At 59.9% G+C, this 20408-nt stretch carries 11 protein-coding genes, 1 tRNA gene and 7 pseudogenes; 10 read left to right on the top strand and 9 right to left on the bottom strand.

Annotated elements, in window-relative coordinates:
* Positions 1-40: 40 nt before the first annotated feature.
* Both tssC and tssB read right to left on the bottom strand, forming a co-directional pair.
* A pseudogene (gene tssC, locus ACZZZP_RS02725) lies at positions 41-951 on the bottom strand (type VI secretion system contractile sheath large subunit); the annotation flags it as partial.
* Between the two features lie 25 nt (positions 952-976).
* A complete protein-coding gene (gene tssB, locus ACZZZP_RS02720) occupies positions 977-1471 on the bottom strand; it encodes a type VI secretion system contractile sheath small subunit (RefSeq protein ID WP_463381721.1) in 495 nt (164 codons plus the stop codon).
* 404 nt (positions 1472-1875) lie between these two features.
* Between tssB and ACZZZP_RS02715 the strand changes: the two genes are divergently transcribed.
* Together ACZZZP_RS02715 and ACZZZP_RS02710 are read left to right on the top strand one after the other, a co-directional pair.
* The gene (locus ACZZZP_RS02715) at positions 1876-4743 is read left to right on the top strand and encodes a bifunctional diguanylate cyclase/phosphodiesterase (protein WP_463536239.1); all 2868 of its coding nucleotides are present in this window, start codon (positions 1876-1878) and stop codon (positions 4741-4743) included.
* 86 nt (positions 4744-4829) lie between these two features.
* Positions 4830-4906 (top strand) — tRNA-Met (locus ACZZZP_RS02710).
* Between the two features lie 175 nt (positions 4907-5081).
* On the opposite strand, the gene ACZZZP_RS02705 is transcribed toward ACZZZP_RS02710, so the two are convergent.
* The gene (locus tag ACZZZP_RS02705) at positions 5082-5387 is read right to left on the bottom strand and encodes a HigA family addiction module antitoxin (protein ID WP_463381720.1); all 306 of its coding nucleotides are present in this window, start codon (positions 5385-5387) and stop codon (positions 5082-5084) included.
* Between the two features lie 118 nt (positions 5388-5505).
* Between ACZZZP_RS02705 and ACZZZP_RS02700 the strand changes: the two are divergent.
* Positions 5506-5866 (top strand): annotated as a pseudogene (locus ACZZZP_RS02700) (YdcA family protein).
* 574 nt (positions 5867-6440) lie between these two features.
* Here the strand turns inward: ACZZZP_RS02700 and ACZZZP_RS02695 are convergent.
* The 6 genes and pseudogenes from ACZZZP_RS02695 to ACZZZP_RS02670 all read right to left on the bottom strand — a co-directional run bounded on the left by ACZZZP_RS02695 (position 6441) and on the right by ACZZZP_RS02670 (position 11662).
* On the bottom strand, positions 6441-7310 hold the full coding sequence (locus ACZZZP_RS02695) for an alpha/beta hydrolase (protein ID WP_122493006.1): 870 nt from the start codon (positions 7308-7310) through the stop codon (positions 6441-6443).
* A 100-nt stretch (positions 7311-7410) separates the two neighbouring features.
* A pseudogene (gene speA, locus ACZZZP_RS02690) lies at positions 7411-9325 on the bottom strand (arginine decarboxylase).
* 88 nt (positions 9326-9413) lie between these two features.
* Positions 9414-9638, bottom strand: a complete 225-nt coding sequence (locus tag ACZZZP_RS02685) for an SUI1 family translation initiation factor (RefSeq protein ID WP_463536238.1) — start codon at positions 9636-9638, stop codon at positions 9414-9416.
* Positions 9639-9652: 14 nt separating this feature from the next.
* Positions 9653-9838 (bottom strand): SUI1 family translation initiation factor, encoded by a 186-nt coding sequence (locus ACZZZP_RS02680; protein WP_463536237.1) that lies wholly within the window; start codon positions 9836-9838, stop codon positions 9653-9655.
* A 169-nt stretch (positions 9839-10007) separates the two neighbouring features.
* A complete protein-coding gene (locus ACZZZP_RS02675; protein ID WP_463536236.1) occupies positions 10008-10589 on the bottom strand; it encodes an NUDIX hydrolase in 582 nt (193 codons plus the stop codon).
* On the bottom strand, positions 10589-11662 hold the full coding sequence (locus tag ACZZZP_RS02670; protein ID WP_463536235.1) for a DUF2333 family protein: 1074 nt from the start codon (positions 11660-11662) through the stop codon (positions 10589-10591). The genes ACZZZP_RS02675 and ACZZZP_RS02670 overlap by 1 nt, the downstream gene beginning before the upstream one ends.
* A 348-nt stretch (positions 11663-12010) precedes the next feature.
* Here ACZZZP_RS02670 and ACZZZP_RS02665 point away from each other — a divergent pair.
* The 7 genes and pseudogenes from ACZZZP_RS02665 to accC all read left to right on the top strand — a co-directional run.
* A pseudogene (locus ACZZZP_RS02665) lies at positions 12011-13605 on the top strand (diguanylate cyclase); the annotation flags it as partial.
* Positions 13606-13750: 145 nt separating this feature from the next.
* Positions 13751-15715, top strand: coding sequence for a methyl-accepting chemotaxis protein (locus tag ACZZZP_RS02660; protein ID WP_463381714.1), 1965 nt, complete (start codon positions 13751-13753; stop codon positions 15713-15715).
* A 180-nt stretch (positions 15716-15895) separates the two neighbouring features.
* Positions 15896-17245 (top strand): annotated as a pseudogene (dsbD, locus tag ACZZZP_RS02655) (protein-disulfide reductase DsbD); the annotation flags it as partial.
* A 13-nt stretch (positions 17246-17258) separates the two neighbouring features.
* A complete protein-coding gene (locus ACZZZP_RS02650; RefSeq protein WP_463536926.1) occupies positions 17259-17825 on the top strand; it encodes a thioredoxin family protein in 567 nt (188 codons plus the stop codon).
* A 128-nt stretch (positions 17826-17953) separates the two neighbouring features.
* Positions 17954-18399 (top strand): annotated as a pseudogene (aroQ, locus tag ACZZZP_RS02645) (type II 3-dehydroquinate dehydratase).
* 24 nt (positions 18400-18423) lie between these two features.
* Positions 18424-18882, top strand: coding sequence for an acetyl-CoA carboxylase biotin carboxyl carrier protein (accB, locus tag ACZZZP_RS02640; RefSeq protein WP_463381712.1), 459 nt, complete (start codon positions 18424-18426; stop codon positions 18880-18882).
* A 17-nt stretch (positions 18883-18899) separates the two neighbouring features.
* Positions 18900-20242: pseudogene (gene accC / locus ACZZZP_RS02635) on the top strand (acetyl-CoA carboxylase biotin carboxylase subunit).
* Positions 20243-20408: the final 166 nt, after the last annotated feature.

Below are 20408 nucleotides of genomic sequence, written 5' to 3'. Positions count from 1 at the left end.
CGCCGTGTAGAACCCGTTCCAGATCCGGAACGCCATAATCGGCGAAAGCGAACGAGGCGTTGGTCCACAGGTATTTATTGTGATCGGGCCCTTTGACATGTTCGACGTAATTGAAATTGCGCACCGGCACGGTGTCGGGCCCGTAAGGCAAGCGACCTAATACGCGTGGCAAGGTCAGGCCGATATAACGGGCATCGTCGCTTTCGCGGAAAGACTTCCATTTGATGTATTCAGCGCGGTCAAAGTAGTTGCCGATATCCTTGATGGCGGCGACTTCTTCCATCGAATTTTTCCCAAAAAGGCTGGACCCACCGCCCCCACGAAAGGCATATGGGCCGCAGCCGAAACTTTGGAAATATTGCGCAGCAGGGCGATGTCTTGCGGGCTGCGATCGAACTCGTAGTCGGAAACAACCGCCGCTATCGGCTCACCGCCGGGCGTGTCGTATTCCTGAATGTAGCTATGCAGATAAAGGCCGCTTTGGGCGATTTCCGGTGCGTCTTCGAAGTCCTGAACCAAATGCTCTTTGCTGATATCCAGCAACTCGATACGCACGTTCTGACGAAAATCGGTTTGATCGACCAAGGACTTCACGCCCCGCCACGCCGATTCCACGCGCTGGAATTCTGGATGATGCAGGACCGCATCGAGCTGACGGCTGATTTTCTGATCAAGGGCGGCGATGTGTTCATCAAGCAATGTTCTATCGAGCCGCTCGACCTTTTGCGCAGCCTGTTCAAGCAAACGCATAAAGACATCGACCGCCGCCGTTACCCGTTCGTCGACGGAGACTTCGGACAACACATCATTATTCTGATACGGCTCCAATGCACCCAGGGACGAAACGGTGCTGAGATTGATCTTGCCGAATAAGTCGGCATATACGCTTCTATTTTCTGAGGACAGTACTTCAGCCCCCAGCGCAGAGGCGGGTGTATGTTCACGTGGCATTAGTTATTTCCTGAAAACTGACTAGTTAGTGAGCATCACTACTTAATGCGGATAACTCTAACCGCAGTTCGCCGCTCAACTGTTCGCTTTTAAGAATTTGTTCTAGCTCGTAGCGGAATGTCGCGTTATCCAGCAAGTTGGACTTCAAGTCGCGTAGCAGATTTCGCATCGCCAGCAAAGCGCGCAACTGCGGAATCTGCCGCGCCACCTGTTCAGGCTCAAAGTCTTTCATTTTCTGGAATACGAGCTGAACACTGGCTTCTTCGCCGCCAGATGACAGCGTATCGGCCACGGCGATGTTCAACCTGGGGCAATACTCGCCTAAAACCTGGTCGAAATTGTTTTTGTCGACATTGACTTTGCTTCGCTGCGAAAGCGCGCGCTGTTCTCTTCCATTGCTGAAATCGCCGAGCACCATCAATTTCAACGGCAGCTCAACATTTTTACTTGCGCCGCCAGTATGGAGATCAAGCCTTATATTAACCCTGGCTTTGGGGACTTCATCCTGAAAACTACTCATCATAGGAATTCGCTGTGCCGTTCACGCGCTTAATGAAACAGTTCATCAATGCAACCGCACTCAATGGACTCGTTCAAAAAACTTTGCCTACTTTTAAAAGTAATTGCTATACGAAAACATCAGGGAAGACGGAACCTACTTAAAGAAGCGAAAAAAGCCAGCAAACGTCCGCCCAACCACAAAACAAAAAATGAACGACAGGCCAAAAATTAAAAAAATTACAAACCTCATAACTACCGTAGTTGTTCTAATTTTCTCTACACCCATTCACTTTAAACTTCCCACACACAAAGAAGAGTTTCCCAACCCTAAAGATCCGTCTGACATTAATTAAACTGCTCCCTTGCCAGCGCCCGGGTATAAGCCCGAAGATGAGACCGATAAGCATCAGGCCTGGAGCGCCAATGAATTCGTCCACCCTGCCCCACGGCTCGCCACACGCGGCGGCCTTTGCCAGCGCCATCACCGCGCTGCTCGCCTCCGCCGCGAAATGGCCACACACACATGCCTGGGCCTGGTATCGGGTTAACGATCATTTGCACCTCAGCGGCCAGGGCGAACCGGGCGCTGACTGGCCGCCAAGCCTTTCGCCGGATCAACTCGATGAGTTCTGTGAGCGTCACCAATTGCAGCGCTGGGCCACTGGCAGCGGCGAAAGCGTGTTGGGCTGGCTGCTTGCGCCGCAACAGTGCGGTACCGACGATGCCGGCGCTCTTGCGGAGCTGGCCCAGCAGCTCGCGCTTCAAACCCAGGGCATCACGCTAGCTCGTGCACAACTGACCCAGCGCGTGCTGTATGAAATTACCTATCTGGCCACCTCCACACGCGAACGCTCCGAATTTTTGATGGGCGTGCACAAGCAACTGGCGAGCCTGATCGACGCGGAGAATTTTTACCTGGCGCTGTACGACAGCGACACGCGCAAGATCACCTACCCGTACTACGTCGATATCATCGACACCGAGGCCCTGGAGTCCGAGACCTACGAGTACTTGAAGCCGGACCATCTGTCGCTTACCGGCACGGTGCTCACCAGCGGCCAACCCCTACTAATCGACGCAGCGGGTATCTACGCTGCCGAAGCCGAAGGGCGTTTTTTTTGCGTCGGGCACAAGCCGGAATTCTGGATGGGCGCGCCGCTGAAGAACGCTTCTGACGAAGTTTTCGGCATGCTCGCCATGCAGGTTTACGAAAAATCGCGGGTCTACAACTCGGAAGACCGCGCATTGTTTCTCGTCGTGGTGCGTCATGTGGCCATGGCGCTGGATCGCATTCTTCACCGTGCCGACCTGGAGGAAACCGTTTCGCGGCGAACCCTGCAGCTGTCGGAGCTCAATCACACGCTGCGCCAGGAAGTGGCCGACCGAGAAAGGGCCGAACATCTTCAGAGCGCACTGTTTCAGATCACCGAATTGTCCAGTCAGCCTGGGGAAATGGTCGATCTGTTTCGCGGCCTACACAGCATCGTTGGCGAGCTGCTGTTCGCCCTCAACTTCTATATTGCGCAGTTCGACAGGCAGACCAACGAAGTCAGCTTTCCGTATTTCGTCGATGAACAACGCAGCGATCCGCCACCGTCGCGTCGCGGCCAGCGCGGCCTGACCGAGTACGTGATTCGGCAACGGCGCCCATGCCTGATCGACTACGACGAAGCCTCACGATTGATGGACATCGGCGAAATCGAGCGCAGCAAAGAACCAGTGCGCTCGCAGTCGTGGCTGGGCATCCCGCTGTTTGCCGACAACGAAGTACGCGGTGTACTGGTGGTGCAAAGTTACGAACCCAATGTGCGCTACACGCTCCGCGATCAGGAATTGCTGACCTTTGTATCGCGGCATATCGATACCGCGTTTTCCCGTCGCAACGCCGCCGAAGCGGTGCAGGCTGCCAACCTGCAACTGGAAGAACGCGTGCAAAGCCGAACTCGGGAACTCGACTTCGCCAACGCCAAGCTGCAACACGAAAACACCCATGACTCCCTGACCGGCCTGCCCAACCGCAGCCACTTGCAGCACCGGTTGAACCTCGCCTGGAATGACTTCCGCGACCACGGCAAACAGCTGGTGGTGATGTTTATCGACCTCGACCGTTTCAAGCTGATCAACGACAGCCTCGGCCACCACTTCGGCGACCTACTGCTCACCGAAGCCGCCTCCCGCCTGCGCGCCTGCCTGCGTGGCGGCGACCTGCTGGCGCGATTGGGCGGGGACGAGTTTGCCGTACTCGCTCCGGGCGCCCCGCTCGACGTCGCCATCGGTATTGCCGATCGCATCCTCACGGAATTTGACCTGCCGTTCGCCATCGACGGCCACACGCTGTTTTCCTCGTGCAGCATCGGCATCGTCAGCGCCGACCAGCAATTCCATCAGGAACCGGCAGACCTGCTGCGTGACGCCGACACGGCCATGTATCGGGTTAAAAATGCCGGGCGCGACAGCTTCGCCGTGTTCAACCAGGAACTGCGCCGCGAAGTGTCCGACCAAATGGAGCGCGAAGGCGCACTACGAAATGCACTAAAACGCAGCGATGAATTGGTGCCGTACTTCCAGCCCATCGTCAACGTTCGTACAGGTGAGTTGGTATCGCTGGAAGCATTGATTCACTGGCATCAGCCCGACGGCACCGTCATCGCACCCGGTTATTTCCTGCCCGCGCTTGAAGGCCTGCGCCTGATTGGCCGGCTGGACTTGTACATGCTCAACTGCGTGGCCGAAATTCTCGCCCAGCCGCAGCACGCCAACTGGCCGACCGTGCACGTGAACTGCTCCAGCTACAGCATCACCCGCCCCGAATTCGCCGAAGAAGTGCTGAGCCTGCTGGCCCGCCACAACATCGCCCCGGCGCGCATCTGCCTGGAACTCACCGAAGGCGCCCTGGTGGCCGAACCGGCGCAAGCGCGACTGACCATGCAGCAGTTATCCGAACAAGGCATGAGCGTGGTGCTCGACGACTTCGGCTCCGGTTTTTCGTCCCTGAGCTACGTGCATCAGTACCAATTCAGCGGCGTGAAAATCGACAAATCTTTCATCTTCGAACTTACCACCAGCTCACGCAGCCGCGCGATTGTGCGCGCCATCGTGCGCATGGCCGAGTCGTTGGGGTTATCGGTGGTAGCGGAAGGCGTAGAAGACGAAGCGACATTGCAGCTGTTACGCGAGATCGGCGCAGGGCAAGCGCAAGGCTACTTCTTCGCCAAACCTCTGGCCCTGGAACAGCTCACGCAAAACCCGCTCATGCAACCCAGCAGCATCGCCCAAAGCGACACCCACTAACTCTGTAAGCGCTTGATCATGCGTGCAAATTTACGGAAATTTCAGCTTGACAGCTAAGCCCCAGCCAAGAATAATGCGCGCCACTTGGCTACATAGCTCAGTTGGTTAGAGCATAGCATTCATAATGCTGGGGTCCGGGGTTCAAGTCCCTGTGTAGCCACCAAACAAAACAAAGGCTTACCTTCGGGTAGGCCTTTGTTGTTTCTGGCTTCTGATGATCTTTGGTCTGCCTCAGACAAATCGAAATTTTCTTAACTGCGAAACCTCTCGAAGGCATCAGCCGCGACAATAAGCTCGCTTCAATAAGCTCGCTTCTCCCTTTCTTAATCTGCGACCACTCAAGTTTGGGCGAGGAGCGGTTTAACTTCCTGCTCAATCTCTGTGCCAACCGCTGCAAAAGCGATGATCAATGCGTACTCGCCTTGCAGATTCATCCAGAACTGCGGTGACGTATCAAAATAGCGGCCTAAGCGAATCGCTATGTCTGCGGTCACTCCTCGCCTTTCGCGAACGATCTTAGAAACCGTTGTTGCTGGGACGTGCAAAGCACGAGCAACGGCGGTACGTGTGATGCCCAGCGGTTCGAGAAACTCCTTTCGCAGGATCTCCCCTGGATGGATAGGACGCATCCCGATGGCGACCATGTGAAATCTCCTGAGTGGCATTTGGCAGCTCTAGCCAAGCTGGCCGTTAGGGTACTTGTGACTACGTGGCTGCTGGCACGCATTAATGAATGCTCGCCGGCTTCCGTGCCAAACTCGGATGGTTCGCCCGACACAACTCCCCACTTCACGCAAAAAGGATTTCGCCGTGCAGTCCCGACTTGTTCAGATAACCGCCCTCCTCCTGTGCCTTGGTTTCGCCCAATCCACCCTCGCCAACACACCCTGTTCCGGCGCCAAAGGCGGCGTAGCGCGTTGCGATGGCGAGCTGTTTGTTTGTCGTGATGGTTCAATCAGTGGCTCGAAGAAGAATTGTGCGGCGTTGTACGGGATGAATTCTGCGCCGTTAAAGGCGGCGGGTGGGGAATGTCCGTGTGGTGGCGGGAAGTTGTGTGTCGGGCCGCGGGGGTGGGGAGTTTTGTGTGACGCCGTCGGGGAAGAAGAGTTATCGGCGTAAGTAGTCACGCGACCAATCCTTCGCTCCGCACTGGTCCAGGCATCCTATAATCGCGCGCGCTGGAAGCGGGCAGGCCTAATGCAGAACATCCTTTCGCAGGCGTTTCCCGAGTACGCGTTGTGGCTGATATTGGGGCGAACCAGGCCAGCAACTGAACATCAAAGTCCAGACGGCATCGAGCCAGACTAAATTTCGTTAAAGCGCGCCTTGAGGCGAGCGGAGAAAACATGAGAGACGATTTCGACGACATCCGCGCCGAGCGCGACCGCCCTGTCCGTTCCGGTAGCTCGACCCATAGCAATCCTCATGCAGGGCTGTGGAAGCAGATCGCGCTGGGGCTTGTCGTGGGGTGGGTGGTAATTGCGGTTTTAAGCGTGTTGGGTTGGACGGTGTTTGGACATCTAGCGTTGGGTACGTTGAAGTTTGGGGCGCCGTAGTCGAGGTGTTGATGGGCGGCTCAGGGGTTGAGCGAGGGCGACGGGGTTGGCACTAGATAGAAAATTTAAGAGCTCGAGGCTGAAGCCTCTCCTACAGGATCTGGTCCGGTGGGAGGGGCTTTGGGCTCGGGCTTTTTTGTTTTAGGGGGTGCGGCCGCCGTCGCTGTCGATGAAGCGGGCGATTTCGTCCAGGGCGGGGGCTTTGTAGCGCAGGGGGCGTGACAGCGCGGCGACGAGGCTGATATGACTGACGTTGTCGTAGTAGTGCTCGCTCACCGGCACGCCGGCTTCTCGCAGGCGCTTAGCCAGGCCGCCGGTGTTGCGTTTCGGGTTGACGAGGTCGTCTTTTTCCGCGGCCATCAATAACGCTGGCGGCGCGCTGGCGGTGACGTGGTTGATGGGTTGCGAGTCCGGCGGGCTGTTGGGGTGGAAGAACACGGGGCGCACGTCGGGGTTTTCGATGGGGAGAAAATCGTATGGGCCAGCCAGGCCGATCCAGCCGCGCATGTCGCTGGCGCTGAGGTTCACTTCGGCCAGCAGGCGCGGGTCGAGCGCGAGCATGGCGGCGTTGTAGCCGCCGGCGCTGTGGCCCATGACGAACATGTGTTCGGGATCGCCGCCATAAACGGCGATGTGCTGGTGTACCCAGGCGAAGGCGTGGGCGCCGTCTTTGAGGAAGTCGGGGTAGCGCACCTGCGGGTACAGGCGGTAGTCGGCGATGACTGCAACGTAGCCTTTGCTGGCCAGGGCTTCTCCGACGAAGCGGTAGTCGTTGCGCTCGCCGCTGTTCCAGCTGCCGCCGTAGAAGAACAGCACGACCGGCGTTGGGCCGGCTTTTTTGGCGGTGGGCACGTAGATGTCCAGGCGCTGACGGGGGTCGCTGCCGTAGGCAATGGCGCTGGTTTTGTTGTAGCTGTCGGTGGGGCTGATAGCGTTGAGCAGGCCCACGGGGGAGCAGGCGCTGAGGAAGGTGCTGAGGGCGAGGAAAAGCGGGGTGAGCAGTCGGCGCATAGAGGAAGTTGCTCTTGAGTTGGACTGCAGCAGGAGTGAACGCCTTGCCCTCTCCCCTAGCCCCTCTCCCCGCAGGCGGGAGAGGGGAAACAAGCAATGATTACGAGGACAAGTACGAAGACCGTGTCAGCCCCAAACGCAATGCGTCGAGGTTGGGTGCGTTCCCGTGGGCTGATCTTCGCGCTGGCGACTTTGTCGCGATAGTAGAGTCATCAGCTCCTCGGGCGACAGGTGCACGTAACGCAGCATGTCTTCGATGGTGTCGTGGGTTTCGATACCGGCGTGGTACGCGGTGCCATCCGGGTTCTGGTAGATGTTCACCGAGTCGGTGTCGCCGAACAGGTTGTGCATGTCGCCGAGAATTTCCTGGTAGGCGCCGACCAGGAAGATGCCGAGCAAGTAGTCTTCACCTTCGCGAACTTCGTGCACCGGCAGGCTGGTTTCGATGCTCTGCTCGTCGACGTATTGCTTGATTTTGCCGTCGGAGTCGCAGGTCAGGTCCTGCAGCACGGCGCGACGCAGCGGTTCTTCGCCGAGACGGTGCAGCGGCAGAATCGGCAACTACCTGCCCGATGGCCCAGGTGTCCGGCAGGCTCTGAAATACCGAGAAGTTGCAGATGTATTTGTCGGCAAGCTTGTCGTTGAGCTCGTCGAGCACTTGGCGGTGCGAGCGCTGGCGCGCTTTGAGGGAGTTGTGCAGGCGGCGGCACACGGCGAAGTAGCATTGTTCGGCCAGGGCTTTCTGGGTGAGGCTGATTTTGCCGTCGGCGTACTGGCTGGCCACGTCGCTCATGTAGTGGGTGGCGCGCCAGTAGGTTTCGGTGACCATTTCCAGGTCCGTCGGGCCCAGCAGGTCAACCAGCCATTGCACGGTTTCGGGCAAGGTTTCCTTGTCGTCGATGGCCGGCACTTCGTCGTTGTGTTTCTCTACGTCGGTCACTTGCACCACCAGCATGGCGTGGTGCGCGGTGAAGCGAGCGGCCGCTCTCCGAGAAGATGTGCGGGTGCGGCAGTTCCTGCGCGTCGCAGAATTCCTTGAGCATGCCAACCACGACGCCGGCGTAGTCGTCCATGTCGTAGTTGATGGAGCTGGCGTTGCGCGAGTGGGTGCCGTCGTAGTCCACGCCCAGACCGCCGCCGACGTCGATGTGGTCCACCGGCAGGCCGAGGCCGCGCAGTTCGCCGTAGTAGCGGATGGCTTCTTTGAAGCCGTGCTGGTAGTCGGCCAAGTTGGCGATTTGCGAGCCCATGTGGAAGTGCAGCAGGCGAATGCCTTGGTCCAGGTTGGCGGCACGGAAGCGCTCGACCACGGACAACAGTTGCGCCGCCGACAGGCCGAACTTGGATTTCTCGCCGCCGGTGTCTGCCCATTTGCTTGAGGCCAGCGACGACAGCCGAACGCGCAAACCTACCTGCGGCGCGACTTTAAGCTCGGCCGCTTCTTCGATCACCAGCTGAACTTCAGATTCTTTTTCGATGACGATGAAGACGTTGTGGCCGAGCTTCTGGCCCATCAGCGCCAGGCGGATGAATTCACGGTCTTTGTAGCCGTTGCACACGATGGTGCCGCCCTTCGGGGCCAGCGCCAGCACGGCCAGCAGCTCCGGCTTGGAGCCGGCTTCCAGGCCGATGGACACGTTCTGCGTGGCGATGATGTTTTCCACCACCGCTTCCTGCTGGTTGACCTTGATCGGGTACAGCGCGGTGTATTGGCTCTTGTATTCGAGGCGCGCGATGTTGGCGTCGAAGGCGCCGGTCAGCTGGCGCACGCGGTCTTGCAGAATGTCGGGGAAACGCACCAGCAGGGGCAGCGACAAGCCGCTCTGACGCAATTCTTCAACTTGCTCGAACAGGTCGATCGGCGCGCTGTTCGGGCCGCTGGGGCGCACTTCGACGCGGCCCGCTTCGTTGATGGCGAAATAGCCGGCGCCCCAATGGCGAATGCCGTAAACGCTGCGGCTGTCCGCAACGGTCCATTGGCTGCCGTCATCTTTACGTGTGCGTCGTACGGACATTCAGGTTCCCTTTTTGGAAGAATTCAAAAGCGCCGGGCAGCCCCGACTCGAGCAAGGTAAGCAGTGGACATGACGATTACTGAGGTGTTCAGCCGCATCGATGACGAACAAAGGCACAGCGAAAGTTTGGGAGGCGACGGATCAGCCGCCGGATTTCTTCGCTTTGGAAGCCTTGCTTGATCAACTCATCAAGCAGCAATTGCACGTGGTCGCCCTGGATTTCGATAACGCCGTCTTTCACCTGACCCGCCGCAACCGCAGCGCCGTTTAAGTTGGCTGGCCAATTCTTCAGCGGCTCTTCGGCCAGGGGCACGCCGGTGATCGCGGTTACCGTTTGCCGCCGCGACCTTTGGTTTCGCGGCGCACACGGGCGATGCCATCCCCGTCGGGAATGGCGGTCTGTTTGCAGATGCAGGCGCCCACCGGTTTGCTGCAGTCGGGGCAATGCCGGCCTGCATCGGTGGAAAACACCAAACCGCCCAGGGCGGAAAAGGACGAAGCTTTCTTGACCACCGGGTTGTCCTCGGTCAGGAAGGTCCAGCGCAGCGTTAGTAGGTGGACCTGAAAGCGACTGGCTGACGAGGTGTCAGCCGCGAAGCCCCACTCTGGCAGGGGCAGCGCACCTGGGCCGGGAGGCTCAGGCTTGAAAGGCGGCGCAGTGTACCGATAATTTTCGCTGTTGCTAATAGCCAATTTGCGCCATTAAACGCTGAATTCGCGACCTGCTGCGCCGCTGCGTAAAGTAACGCTTGAAGGCTTCCAGGGAATCGGGACAAAACGGCTGGTTTTCAGCGGCGACCAAGGCGGCTTCGATGGTGACGAAACGGGCCTCCAGCACCTCTTCCGGTTGCAGGCGCAACGGCGCATCCGACACGGCAGAAAACACCGCGCCCCAGAGACGATTGCCGGGCTGCTCGAAGAAAAATCGCCCGTGCTCACGCAGCGCTACACCGCCAACACCCAGCTCTTCTTCCAACTCGCGGGCCGCCGACTCGGCGTGGCTTTCGCCGTGCTGCACCATGCCGCCAGCGGCCACGTCCCAGTAACCGGGATACACCGCTTTGCTCAGGGTGCGACGGTGAATGCGCAGCTCGCCGGCCGAGTTGAACAGCAGGATGAACGTTCCGCGACCGATCAGGCCGCGCTCGCGAAGCTCGGCACGCGGCAGGCTGCCGAGTTCGTTGTCGGCTTCGTCCACCCAAGCGATGTGCTCGGCGTCGGAGGCGGCCCGGTGGGCCACCTCGTTGGCAGGTGCTTGGACCATCAACCCTGACTCAGCAGTTGACGCAGGTCGATGATGGCGGCGTTGGCGCGGGAGATGTAGTTGGCCATCACCAACGAGTGGTTGGCGAGAATGCCGTAGCCGCTGCCGTTGAGCACCATCAGGCTCCACAGCAGTTCCTGGCACGCTTCCAGCTCACGAATGATCTGACGCACGCTAACGGTGGCGTTCTTTTTCGCCAGCACGTCGGCGAAGTCCACTTCAATAGCCCGCAAGATGTGCGACAGCGCCCAGGCCTGGCCGCGCGCTTCATAGAACACGTTGTCGATCTGCATCCACGGCGTTTCGTAGACTTCTTCACGCACAGCCGGCACGTCGCCCGCCGTCACGGTTTGCACCGGTTCTTTGGTGCCGCTGTTCAGGCGAACCTGACCGACGCTGGCAGACAAGCGTTGCGACAACGAGCCCAGGCGCGTGGCGGTGTCGCCCAGCCAGTTATTGAGGTTGTCGGCGCGGGTGTAGAACTGCGCGCTCGGCTGGTTCGGATCGGCCAGACGGGCGAGGTAACGGTCGAGAGATTTGACGCCTTCGCGGTATTCGGCTTCGGAGGCCGGCAGCGCCCAGCTTTTGTTGTCGAAGTTGAAACGCGGCTCGGCCTTGGCCAGATCCGGGTCTTCGGTGGACTGGGTTTGCGAGCGAGCGAAGTCTTTACGCAGCGCGCGGGAAAGGTCGCGAACCTGCACCAGGGCGCCGTATTCGAAGCTCGGCATGTTGTCGAGCCAGAGGCCTGGCGGGGCGAGGTCGTTGGAGAGGTAGCCGCCTGGTTTGTCGAGCAGAGTCGACACGACTTTCTTCAGAGTTTCTACCGTGGTGTAACCGCTGACCAGCTGGCGATTGGCTTGTTGCGCCGCCTGTTGGGCGTTTTGCTGAACCTGGAACAAGCCGGGCTCTTGGCTCCACCACCAGCCGATCAGGCCCGCCACTATCAAATACAGCGCCAGCAAAGTGCCGAGGGCGCGGCTGACCCACAGGCCGCCAAAATAACTGCGGGCGCCGTCTACCGAGTTCCCGACGCCGTCGCGCACGGTGCTTGCGCGGTTCTTCCAATTCAACATGGCTTTGTCCTTTCAATCGAAGTCAGCAGTTCGACCACAGCCTCTACGGAGGGTGCCGCCTGATTGGCGCCTCTTTCTCGGAGTGCGCGGCGGGGCACTGTTCTTCTACGGCCCGCCGGGCACTATAAGGGAAGCGCTTGCGGATGCGCAGGGCGCCGACGCAAACCTAGCGCCGGTTGTGTAACAGGTTTGTCACCTATCAGACGTTTCTGCCGCCCGTCAAAGAATCGATGTACGACTGGCGTCAAATGATCGACGGTACTAGCCTGTAAGAGTGCCACTGGTAGCATAGCGCCACCATTCCGAGCCGCCCATGCGGCACCGCCGTATCACAGAAGACGTCCGGCCATGTCCGAGCAAGAAGATCTCAGCAGTGACCGCCTCAAGCATCACTTTGCCCAGCGCGTAATTCACCAGGCGCGGCAAGTGCTCGAAGTGTGGCAGCGGCTGCAAGAGCGCGAATGGAATGACACGGAACTGGCCGAAGCCAACCTGCGTTTGCTGCGTTATGCCGAGCGTTTCGGGCAGGAAGATCACGCGCAATTGGCCCGCAGGATCGGCCAGTGCCTGGAAGCCAGCGGCGCCAACAAAGGCCGCCTGAATAGCGCGCTGATCACCGAACTCAATCAATTGATGCAGCGCCTGTCGCGCACCGGGCTGCGCCATGGCGATCAATACGAACAAACTTTCCTGCCGCCGCTGCGCAAACCCGTTTATGTCGGTTTGCAGGATCGCGAGCGCGCCGAGCGCTTGGCCCAGCAGTTGGAATTCTTTGGTCTGAGCGCGCAGTCGTTCGGCAGCGTCAGCGCCTTTCGCGCGGCCATGCGCGAACGCCACCCGGCCGCCATTCTATGGAAGTCGACTTCGCCGGCCCCGGCCAGGGCGCTTGGAGTTGGCCAACGAAATTCAGCAAGACCTCGAACAAAAACTGCCGCTGCTTTTTTATAGCGAAGAAGAAACCGACACCCCTACCCGCCTCGCCGCCGTGCGTGCCGGCGGGCAAGAATTCTTCACCGGCAGCGCTGGATGCCTCCACGCTGCTGGAGCGTATTGAAGTGCTCACCCATGTGAGCCAGTACGAGCCCTTCCGCGTGCTGGTCATCGACGACTCCCGCGCCCAGGCCACCCACACCGAACGCGTGCTCAACAGCGCCGGCATCATCACCCACACGCTGACCGATCCGATCAAAACCATGAGCGTGCTGGCCGAATTCCAGCCGGACCTGATCATCCTCGACATGTACATGCCTGAGTGCAACGGCACCGAGTTGGCCCAGGTGATTCGCCACAACGACCGTTACGTCAGCGTGCCGATTGTTTACCTGTCCGCCGAAGATGATCTGGACAAGCAGCTCGATGCCATGAGCGAGGGCGGCGACGATTTCCTCACCAAACCGATCAAACCGCGCCACCTGATCGCCACCGTGCGCAACCGCGCTGAACGAGCGCGCAATCTGAAATCGCGCATGGTCCGCGACAGCCTCACCGGCCTGTACAACCACACGCACATTTTGCAGTTGCTCGACGACACCCGCATCCGCGCGCGCCGCGACAACCAGCCGGTGACGTTTGCCATGCTCGACATCGATCACTTCAAAAAAGTGAACGACGTATACGGCCACCCCATGGGCGACCGCGTGATCAAAAGCCTGGCCCTGTTCCTCAAACAGCGTCTGCGCAAAACCGATCATATCGGCCGTTATGGCGGCGAAGAATTCGCCGTGGTGCTGCCCAATACCGACGCCGCTACCGCTGCGAAAGTGCTCGATGGCATTCGTCAGCGCTTCGCCGAAATTCACTACCCGGCCTCGCCGCAGGATTTGTCCTGCACCTTCAGTTGCGGCATCGCTCAACTGATCGATGATGTGGACAGTAACGAGCTGTCCAAACGTGCCGACCAAGCGCTGTATGTGGCCAAGCACGGCGGCCGCAATCGGGTCGACATTTTCAAAAAGCTGACAACCGGCTCAGGAAAAAGCGTGACGCCCGTCACGCTGTCATCAGCTTGCAATGAAAGAGCAATAAATTCAGGACTTTACAGCCAGTCATGGCGTTTTGACGCCATGGGTTATCAGTCGAGTCCTCCCTATGCGCCTGAAGCAACTAACCAACCTCAACACCGCCCTGCTCGTCGCCGTTTGCCTGGCGTTGGGCGCCACGCTGTGGTGGTCGCAGCGGGCGCTGGAAAAGCCCTATCAGTTAATGGAGCAGTACCTGAGCCTGTCGCAGCGCTTCCAGTCTGAGGTGGCGACCAATATTCAGGACTACCTCGGCAGCGGCGATGCCCTGCGCCACAGCAGCGCCAGCCAGGCCATCGGCGCCCTGCAACAAGCTACCGACGCGCTGCCAGACGAACTGGCTGCCAATCTGCGCCCCAGCCTCAGTGATTTGCAGCGTTTCACCGGCACCGAACTGCTGGCGGCGGGCAAACTGGCCGGCGACCCCCAAGGGCTGTTGCTGCAAGCCGAGCGGGAAATTTCCGGCGCGTTGGAACAACTCAGTGCCTATGCCGACAGCGCGCCGGCCGAGGCTAGCGCTGCCTACCGCGCGCCGCTGTTCAACGCCGCCGTGCACCTCACGCGCCTGAGCCATGCGCGCGGCAAACTGGTGAGCAGCGGTCGCGACGAACTGGCCGGCGACGTAGAGCGCGAAGTGACGGTGCTCAGTCAGCAAGCCGATGCCCTGCAAGCGCTGCCGCTGCTGGGCGTAGCCGATGCCAGCAATTCCGGTGCCGACGACTTCGCGGCGATGATGGGCATTGCCTCGGACACCAGCGCCACTCAAGCCGAGGACCGTGGCATTGCCCTCAAGCGCGACCTGGCTAGCCTGATCAAACGCTACCCGGCGGAATTGACGCGCACCCGTGAACTGATCAAAAACCGTGGCGCGCTGATGAGCAAAACTCGCGACACGCTGGCCGCCACCCAGCAAGCGCTGGACGCCGTGGCGCCTGCGGTGCGCGCGGAATACGGCCGCATCCAGCTGCAAGTGCGCGCGTTGCAGGGCGCCATGATCGGCTTGATTCTGCTGATTGCGCTGGTCATCGACCGTATCCAGCGGCGCCTCAGCACGGTATTGAGCCGCCTGGCGCCGTCGCTGTCGGCCTGGGCGCAAGGCAACTTTGCCGATGCCATTGTGCTGGACTCGAAAACCCGCGAGCTGCGCGACATTGAAGAGTCGCTCAATCGCCTTCGCGCCTACTTGGTCGATTTGGTGGGCACCATTCGCCAGCACGCCGAGCAAGTGGCCGGCAGCAGCCGTGCGCTGGCCGAGCTGAGCAATGGCTTGCACAGCGGTGCCGAACGCCAGGCCGGTGATACCGAGCAGATTCGCGATGCGCTGGGCGATTTGGAGTCGACCATTCAACAAGTCGCCGGCGACGCCAGCCAGGCCGCAGACGCCAGTCGCGAAGCCGGCCGGGCGCTGGAGCAAGGGCAAACCGTAATCGGCCAAAGTCTGACCGGCATGCACATGCTGGTCAGCGAGGTGCAAGGCAACGCCCAGGCAATTGAACGGCTCGCTGAAGAAACCGCCACCATTGGCAGCGTACTCACCGTGATTCGCTCGATTGCCGAGCAAACCAACTTGTTGGCCTTAAACGCCGCCATCGAAGCCGCGCGGGCTGGCGAAAGTGGCCGTGGATTTGCCGTGGTGGCCGAAGAGGTGCGCTCACTGGCCCAACGCACGGCCGGCGCCACGGGGGAAATTCAGCAACTGATCGGCCGCTTGCAGCAGGCAGCCGGGCACTCGCTGGAAGCGATGCGTGCGCAAGTGGGGCATGCCGAAGCCACGGCCAGCCAGGCAGAGGCGGCGGATGGCGCGCTGGATGAAATCGTCACCGCCATCCGCACCATCGCCACCATGGCCGAACGCATCGCCGACGCCACCGCGCAACAGAGCGGCGCGGTGAGTGAGATTCGTGGGCATAGCGAGCGGATTCATCAGTTGGGCGGCAGTAACCTTGAACGCATTGGGCATGGGCGTAATCAGGGGGAACAGTTGCAGGCGTTGGGTGGGCAGTTGCATACGGCGGTGCAACGGTTTCGGGTTTAGCGTTGGCGTTGCGCCCGCAATTCTGGACCGTCGAACCGACACTACGCGATTAAGGGCGGCCTTATTTTTCACCTATCGCCCCGCCATTCTGGATACCCGCCTTCGCGGGGATGACGGAGTGTTCTGACCCAACCACCGTCATCCTCGCGCAGGCGGGGATCCAGAGTTTCGGATTTGACTATGCTTGCGAACTTAACGCCGGCTAGCACGGATGGCGGCGCAGTCGACCAACCCAGTCGTTTCCCCGTGTCGATTCGCCCAAGGCCACGCGCCAACGCTTTCCGCTATGATTGCGCGCACTTTCTTTGCAGTGAGATTTCCATGCGCCGCCTGCTCAGCCTGTTTTTGCTGTTGCTCGCCCTGCCGGTCAGCGCCAGTCTTCTGGACAGCCGCCCCAGCGCCACCCTCGGCGCTGCGCTGAATAACAGCGCCGACTTTCTGCCCGTACGCGAGGCGTTCAAGCTGAGCGTGGTGCAAAACACGGCGGACAAAGTCACGCTGCGCTTCGTCGCCACCGACGGCTATTACCTGTATCGCCACCAATTCAAATTCCGCATCGAGCCGGCCGACGTTGGCAATGGTCCGGCACAATTGCCGCCCGGTGAGAAAAAGCACGATCAGTATTTCGGCGACGTGGAGGTGTACCACGCCATCGTCGATGTCGATCTGCCGCTGAAGAACAGTTACAACCTGCCCTACACCCTGTTTGTTACCTACCAAGGCTGCGCCGATAAAGGCCTTTGCTATCCGCCGGAAACCGAGCGACTGGAACTGGACGGCGAAGCTGCGCCGCTGAACGTCGCCGCTGCCAGCAGTGCCCCGGCGAGCGCCACCGCGAACGGCTGGAGCTGGCATGAGCTGCTGCTGTTTTTCGTCGCCGGCCTGGGCCTGACCTTTACCCCGTGTGTATTGCCGATGCTGCCGATTCTTTCCGGCGTGGTGCTGCGCGGGCAGATTGGCGGCCTGCGCGGGTTGAGCTTGTCGCTGGCCTACGTGCTGCCGATGGCCGCCTGTTTCGCCGTGTTGGGCGCGCTAATGGGCATATTCGGCGCCGAGCTGAATTTGCAGGCGCGGTTGCAATCTGCCTGGGTACTGGTGCCTTTTGCATTGTTCTTCGGCGTGTTCGCCCTGGCCATGTTTGGCGTCTTCGAGCTTCGCCTGCCGCGTTTTATCAGCGAGCCGCTGGACCGCATGGCCGGTAATGCCAAAGGCGGGTCGTTGTGGGGTGCCGCGCTGCTGGGTGTGGTGTCGAGCTTGTTGGTATCGCCATGTGTATCGGCGCCGCTGGCAGGCGCGCTTCTTTATATAAGCGCCAGTGGCGATGCGTTGGGCGGCGGTTTGAAATTGTTCGCCTTGGGACTGGGCATGGGCGCGCCGCTGGTGTTGTTTGCGGTTGGCGGCGGCACCTTGCTGCCCAAAGGCGGCAATTGGATGGTGACAGTGCGTAACGCCTTTGGCGTGTTGCTGCTCGCGGTGTCGGTGTGGATGCTCGAACGCGTGCTGCCTCCAAAGCCTCGCGCTGGCGTTGTGGGGGCTGCTGGCGGTGGGCGTGGCGCTGTTTCTTGGCGCGCTGGAGTTCACCTACAAAGCGCCGCGCGCTCGGCTGGCGCAACTGCTCGGCCTAGTGTTGTTGGTGTATGGCGTGAGCGCGTGGGTCGGTGCGCTGCAGGGCGAAAGCGATCCGCTGCGCCCGCTGGGCAGAGCCTCGCAAACCGTCGCCACTACCGGCGCTGCACCCGTTGCCACAACCTGGCAGACAGTGAAAACGCCCGCCGAGCTGGACGCTGCACTCGCTGCGGCCAAAGCGGCAAATCAACCCTTGCTGCTCGATTGGTATGCCGATTGGTGCATCAGCTGCAAAGTGATCGAGCGCGAAGTGCTGCACGCGCCGGAAGTTACCAGCCAGCTCGGCCGCTACCGCCTGGTGCGTTTCGACATCACCGACAGCACCGAAGAACAACGCACGCTGCTCAACCGCTACAAGCTGTTCGGCCCGCCCGCCATTTTGTTTTTCGCACCTAACGGTGACGAATGGGCGGATATCCGTGTCGTAGGCGAGATTGATGCGGCGCAATTCGCCGAACGCCTGCGCAGCGCCGCCACGCGCTGACGAGCTGCACATATTTGCAGCAATCTGCTGCTATCGTGCTTGGTACTGCGTAGAACTGGACATGCGCAATCTGCCTGCGGCATAGTCCGGCGCAGCGTTGAATGGCAAAACAATAAGGAAAACTCCACATGGCCACCTTGCTGGTGCTGCATGGCCCCAACCTGAATTTGTTGGGCACGCGCGAACCAGGCGTCTATGGCGCCACCACGCTGGAACAGATCAACCTCGACCTTGAGCGCCGCGCCCGCGACGCCGGTCACCACCTGATGTACTTGCAGAGCAATGCCGAGTACGAGCTGATCGAGCGTATTCACGCCGCTCGCAACGAGGCGGTGGACTTCATTCTTATCAATCCCGCGGCTTTTACACACACAAGTGTCGCATTACGTGACGCGCTGCTAGCGGTGAGCATCCCATTCATCGAAGTGCACCTGTCAAACGTGCACAAGCGCGAACCCTTTCCGCCATCACTCCTACTTTTCGGATGTTGCATGTAGGTGTGATCTGCGGCCTTGGCGCCAGCGGTTACCGGCTGGCCCTGGAGGCTGCCCTGGAACAACTTGAACGCCCCTGACCTTTTCCTTGGGAGTTGCTTTTAATGGATATTCGTAAAGTTAAGAAATTGATCGAGCTGCTGGAAGAATCCGGCATAGATGAGCTGGAGATTCGTGAGGGCGAAGAGTCCGTACGCATCAGCCGTCATGGCAAACAGCCGCAATACGCCCCCGCCCCACAAATGTTCGCCGCCCCCGCTCCTGCTGCCGCACCCGTCGCGCCTGTCGCTGCGGTGGCCGACGCTGCTCCGGTTGCCGCCAAGCTCAATGGCAACGTGGTTCGCTCGCCAATGGTCGGCACCTTCTACCGCACCCCGGCGCCAACCTCGCCAGCCTTCGTTGAAGTGGGCCAGACGGTGAAGAAAGGCGACATTTTGTGCATCGTCGAAGCCATGAAAATGATGAACCACATCGAAGCTGAAACCAGCGGCGTCATCGAATCCATCTTGGTGGAAAACGGCCAGCCGGTTGAGTACGACCAACCGCTGTTCACCATCGTTTGAACCGCGGAGAGCCTGCGATGTTGGAAAAAGTGCTGATCGCCAACCGCGGCGAAATTGCCTTGCGCATCCTGCGCGCTTGCAAGGAACTGGGCATCAAGACTGTCGCGGTGTACTCCACCGCCGACCGCGAACTGATGCACTTGGGCCTGGCAGACGAGACGGTGTGCATCGGTCTGGCCCCGCTAACAAATCCTACCTGCATATTCCGGCGATCATCGCCGCCGCCGAAGTGACCGGCGCTACCGCCATTCACCCCGGCTACGGTTTCCTTGCGGAAAACGCCGACTTTGCCGAGCAGGTCGAGAAATCCGGTTTTGCCTTCATCGGCCCGAAAGCCGACACCATTCGCCTGATGGGCGACAAGGTTTCGGCCAAGCACGCCATGATCGCCGCCGGCGTTCCGACCGTTCCGGGCTCCGACGGCCCGCTGCCGGAAGACGAAGAAACTGCACTGCGTATCGGCCGTGAAGTCGGCTATCCGGTGATCATCAAAGCCGCTGGCGGCGGTGGTGGTCGTGGTATGCGCGTGGTTCACGACGAAGACGACCTGATCAAATCGGCCAAGCTGACCCGCACTGAAGCCGGTGCTGCGTTCGGCAATCCGATGGTCTATCTGGAGCAGTTCCTCACCAACCCACGTCACGTGGAAGTGCAGGTGCTGTCCGACGGTCAGGGCAACGCCATTCACCTGGGTGACCGCGACTGCTCGCTGCAGCGCCGTCACCAGAAGGTATTGGAAGAAGCGCCGGCTCCGGGCATCGACGAAACCGCTCGCCAGGAAGTGTTCGCCCGTTGCGTTAAAGCCTGTATCGACATTGGCTACCGTGGCGCCGGCACCTTCGAGTTCCTGTACGAAAATGGCCGCTTCTACTTTATCGAGATGAACACCCGCGTTCAGGTGGAGCATCCGGTATCGGAAATGGTCACCGGCATCGACATCGTCAAGGAGATGCTCAGCATCGCCGCTGGCAACAAGTTGACGATCAAGCAGGAAGATGTGGTCATCCGTGGGCACGCCCTGGAATGCCGCATCAACGCCGAAGACCCGTCGACCTTTATGCCGAGCCCCGGCAAGGTCAAGCACTTCCATGCCCCTGGCGGCAATGGCGTGCGCGTGGATTCGCACCTGTACAGCGGCTACAGCGTTCCGCCGAACTATGACTCGTTGATCGGCAAGCTGATCACCTACGGGGCGACCCGCGACGAAGCCATGGCGCGCATGCGCAATGCGCTGGACGAGATTGTGGTCGACGGCATCAAGACCAACATCCCGTTGCACCGTGATCTGGTGAGGGACAAGGGTTTCTGTAAAGGTGGGGTAAACATTCACTATCTCGAAAAGAAACTCGGCATCCATTAATCGCGTCGGTTTAAGGGTCGTCGGCCATGCTGCGTTGAAATGCCACCGCCAATGCTCACGTACTTAAGTACGCTGCGCTTGTCGGCGACATTTCGCCTTGCCTGGCCTTAGCCCCTTAAACCGAGAGCCCGGTGGTTAGACTCAAATGCTTCACCAGAAAGGCCGC

The organism is Pseudomonas sp. AC211, assembly GCF_979258055.1.
Note: the sequence above shows the minus strand (reverse complement) of the source record. Positions and strands in the feature narration are given on the sequence as shown.

What these genes read in the sequence shown, in the direction of transcription:
- tssB (WP_463381721.1), bottom strand. Translation starts at nt 1,471, where the DNA reads ATGAGTAGTTTTCAGGATGAAGTCCCCAAAGCCAGGGTTAATATAAGG.
- ACZZZP_RS02715 (WP_463536239.1), top strand. Translation starts at nt 1,876, where the DNA reads ATGAATTCGTCCACCCTGCCCCACGGCTCGCCACACGCGGCGGCCTTT.
- ACZZZP_RS02705 (WP_463381720.1), bottom strand. Translation starts at nt 5,387, where the DNA reads ATGGTCGCCATCGGGATGCGTCCTATCCATCCAGGGGAGATCCTGCGA.
- ACZZZP_RS02695 (WP_122493006.1), bottom strand. Translation starts at nt 7,310, where the DNA reads ATGCGCCGACTGCTCACCCCGCTTTTCCTCGCCCTCAGCACCTTCCTC.
- ACZZZP_RS02675 (WP_463536236.1), bottom strand. Translation starts at nt 10,589, where the DNA reads ATGGTCCAAGCACCTGCCAACGAGGTGGCCCACCGGGCCGCCTCCGAC.
- ACZZZP_RS02670 (WP_463536235.1), bottom strand. Translation starts at nt 11,662, where the DNA reads ATGTTGAATTGGAAGAACCGCGCAAGCACCGTGCGCGACGGCGTCGGG.
- ACZZZP_RS02660 (WP_463381714.1), top strand. Translation starts at nt 13,751, where the DNA reads ATGCGCCTGAAGCAACTAACCAACCTCAACACCGCCCTGCTCGTCGCC.
- accB (WP_463381712.1), top strand. Translation starts at nt 18,424, where the DNA reads ATGGATATTCGTAAAGTTAAGAAATTGATCGAGCTGCTGGAAGAATCC.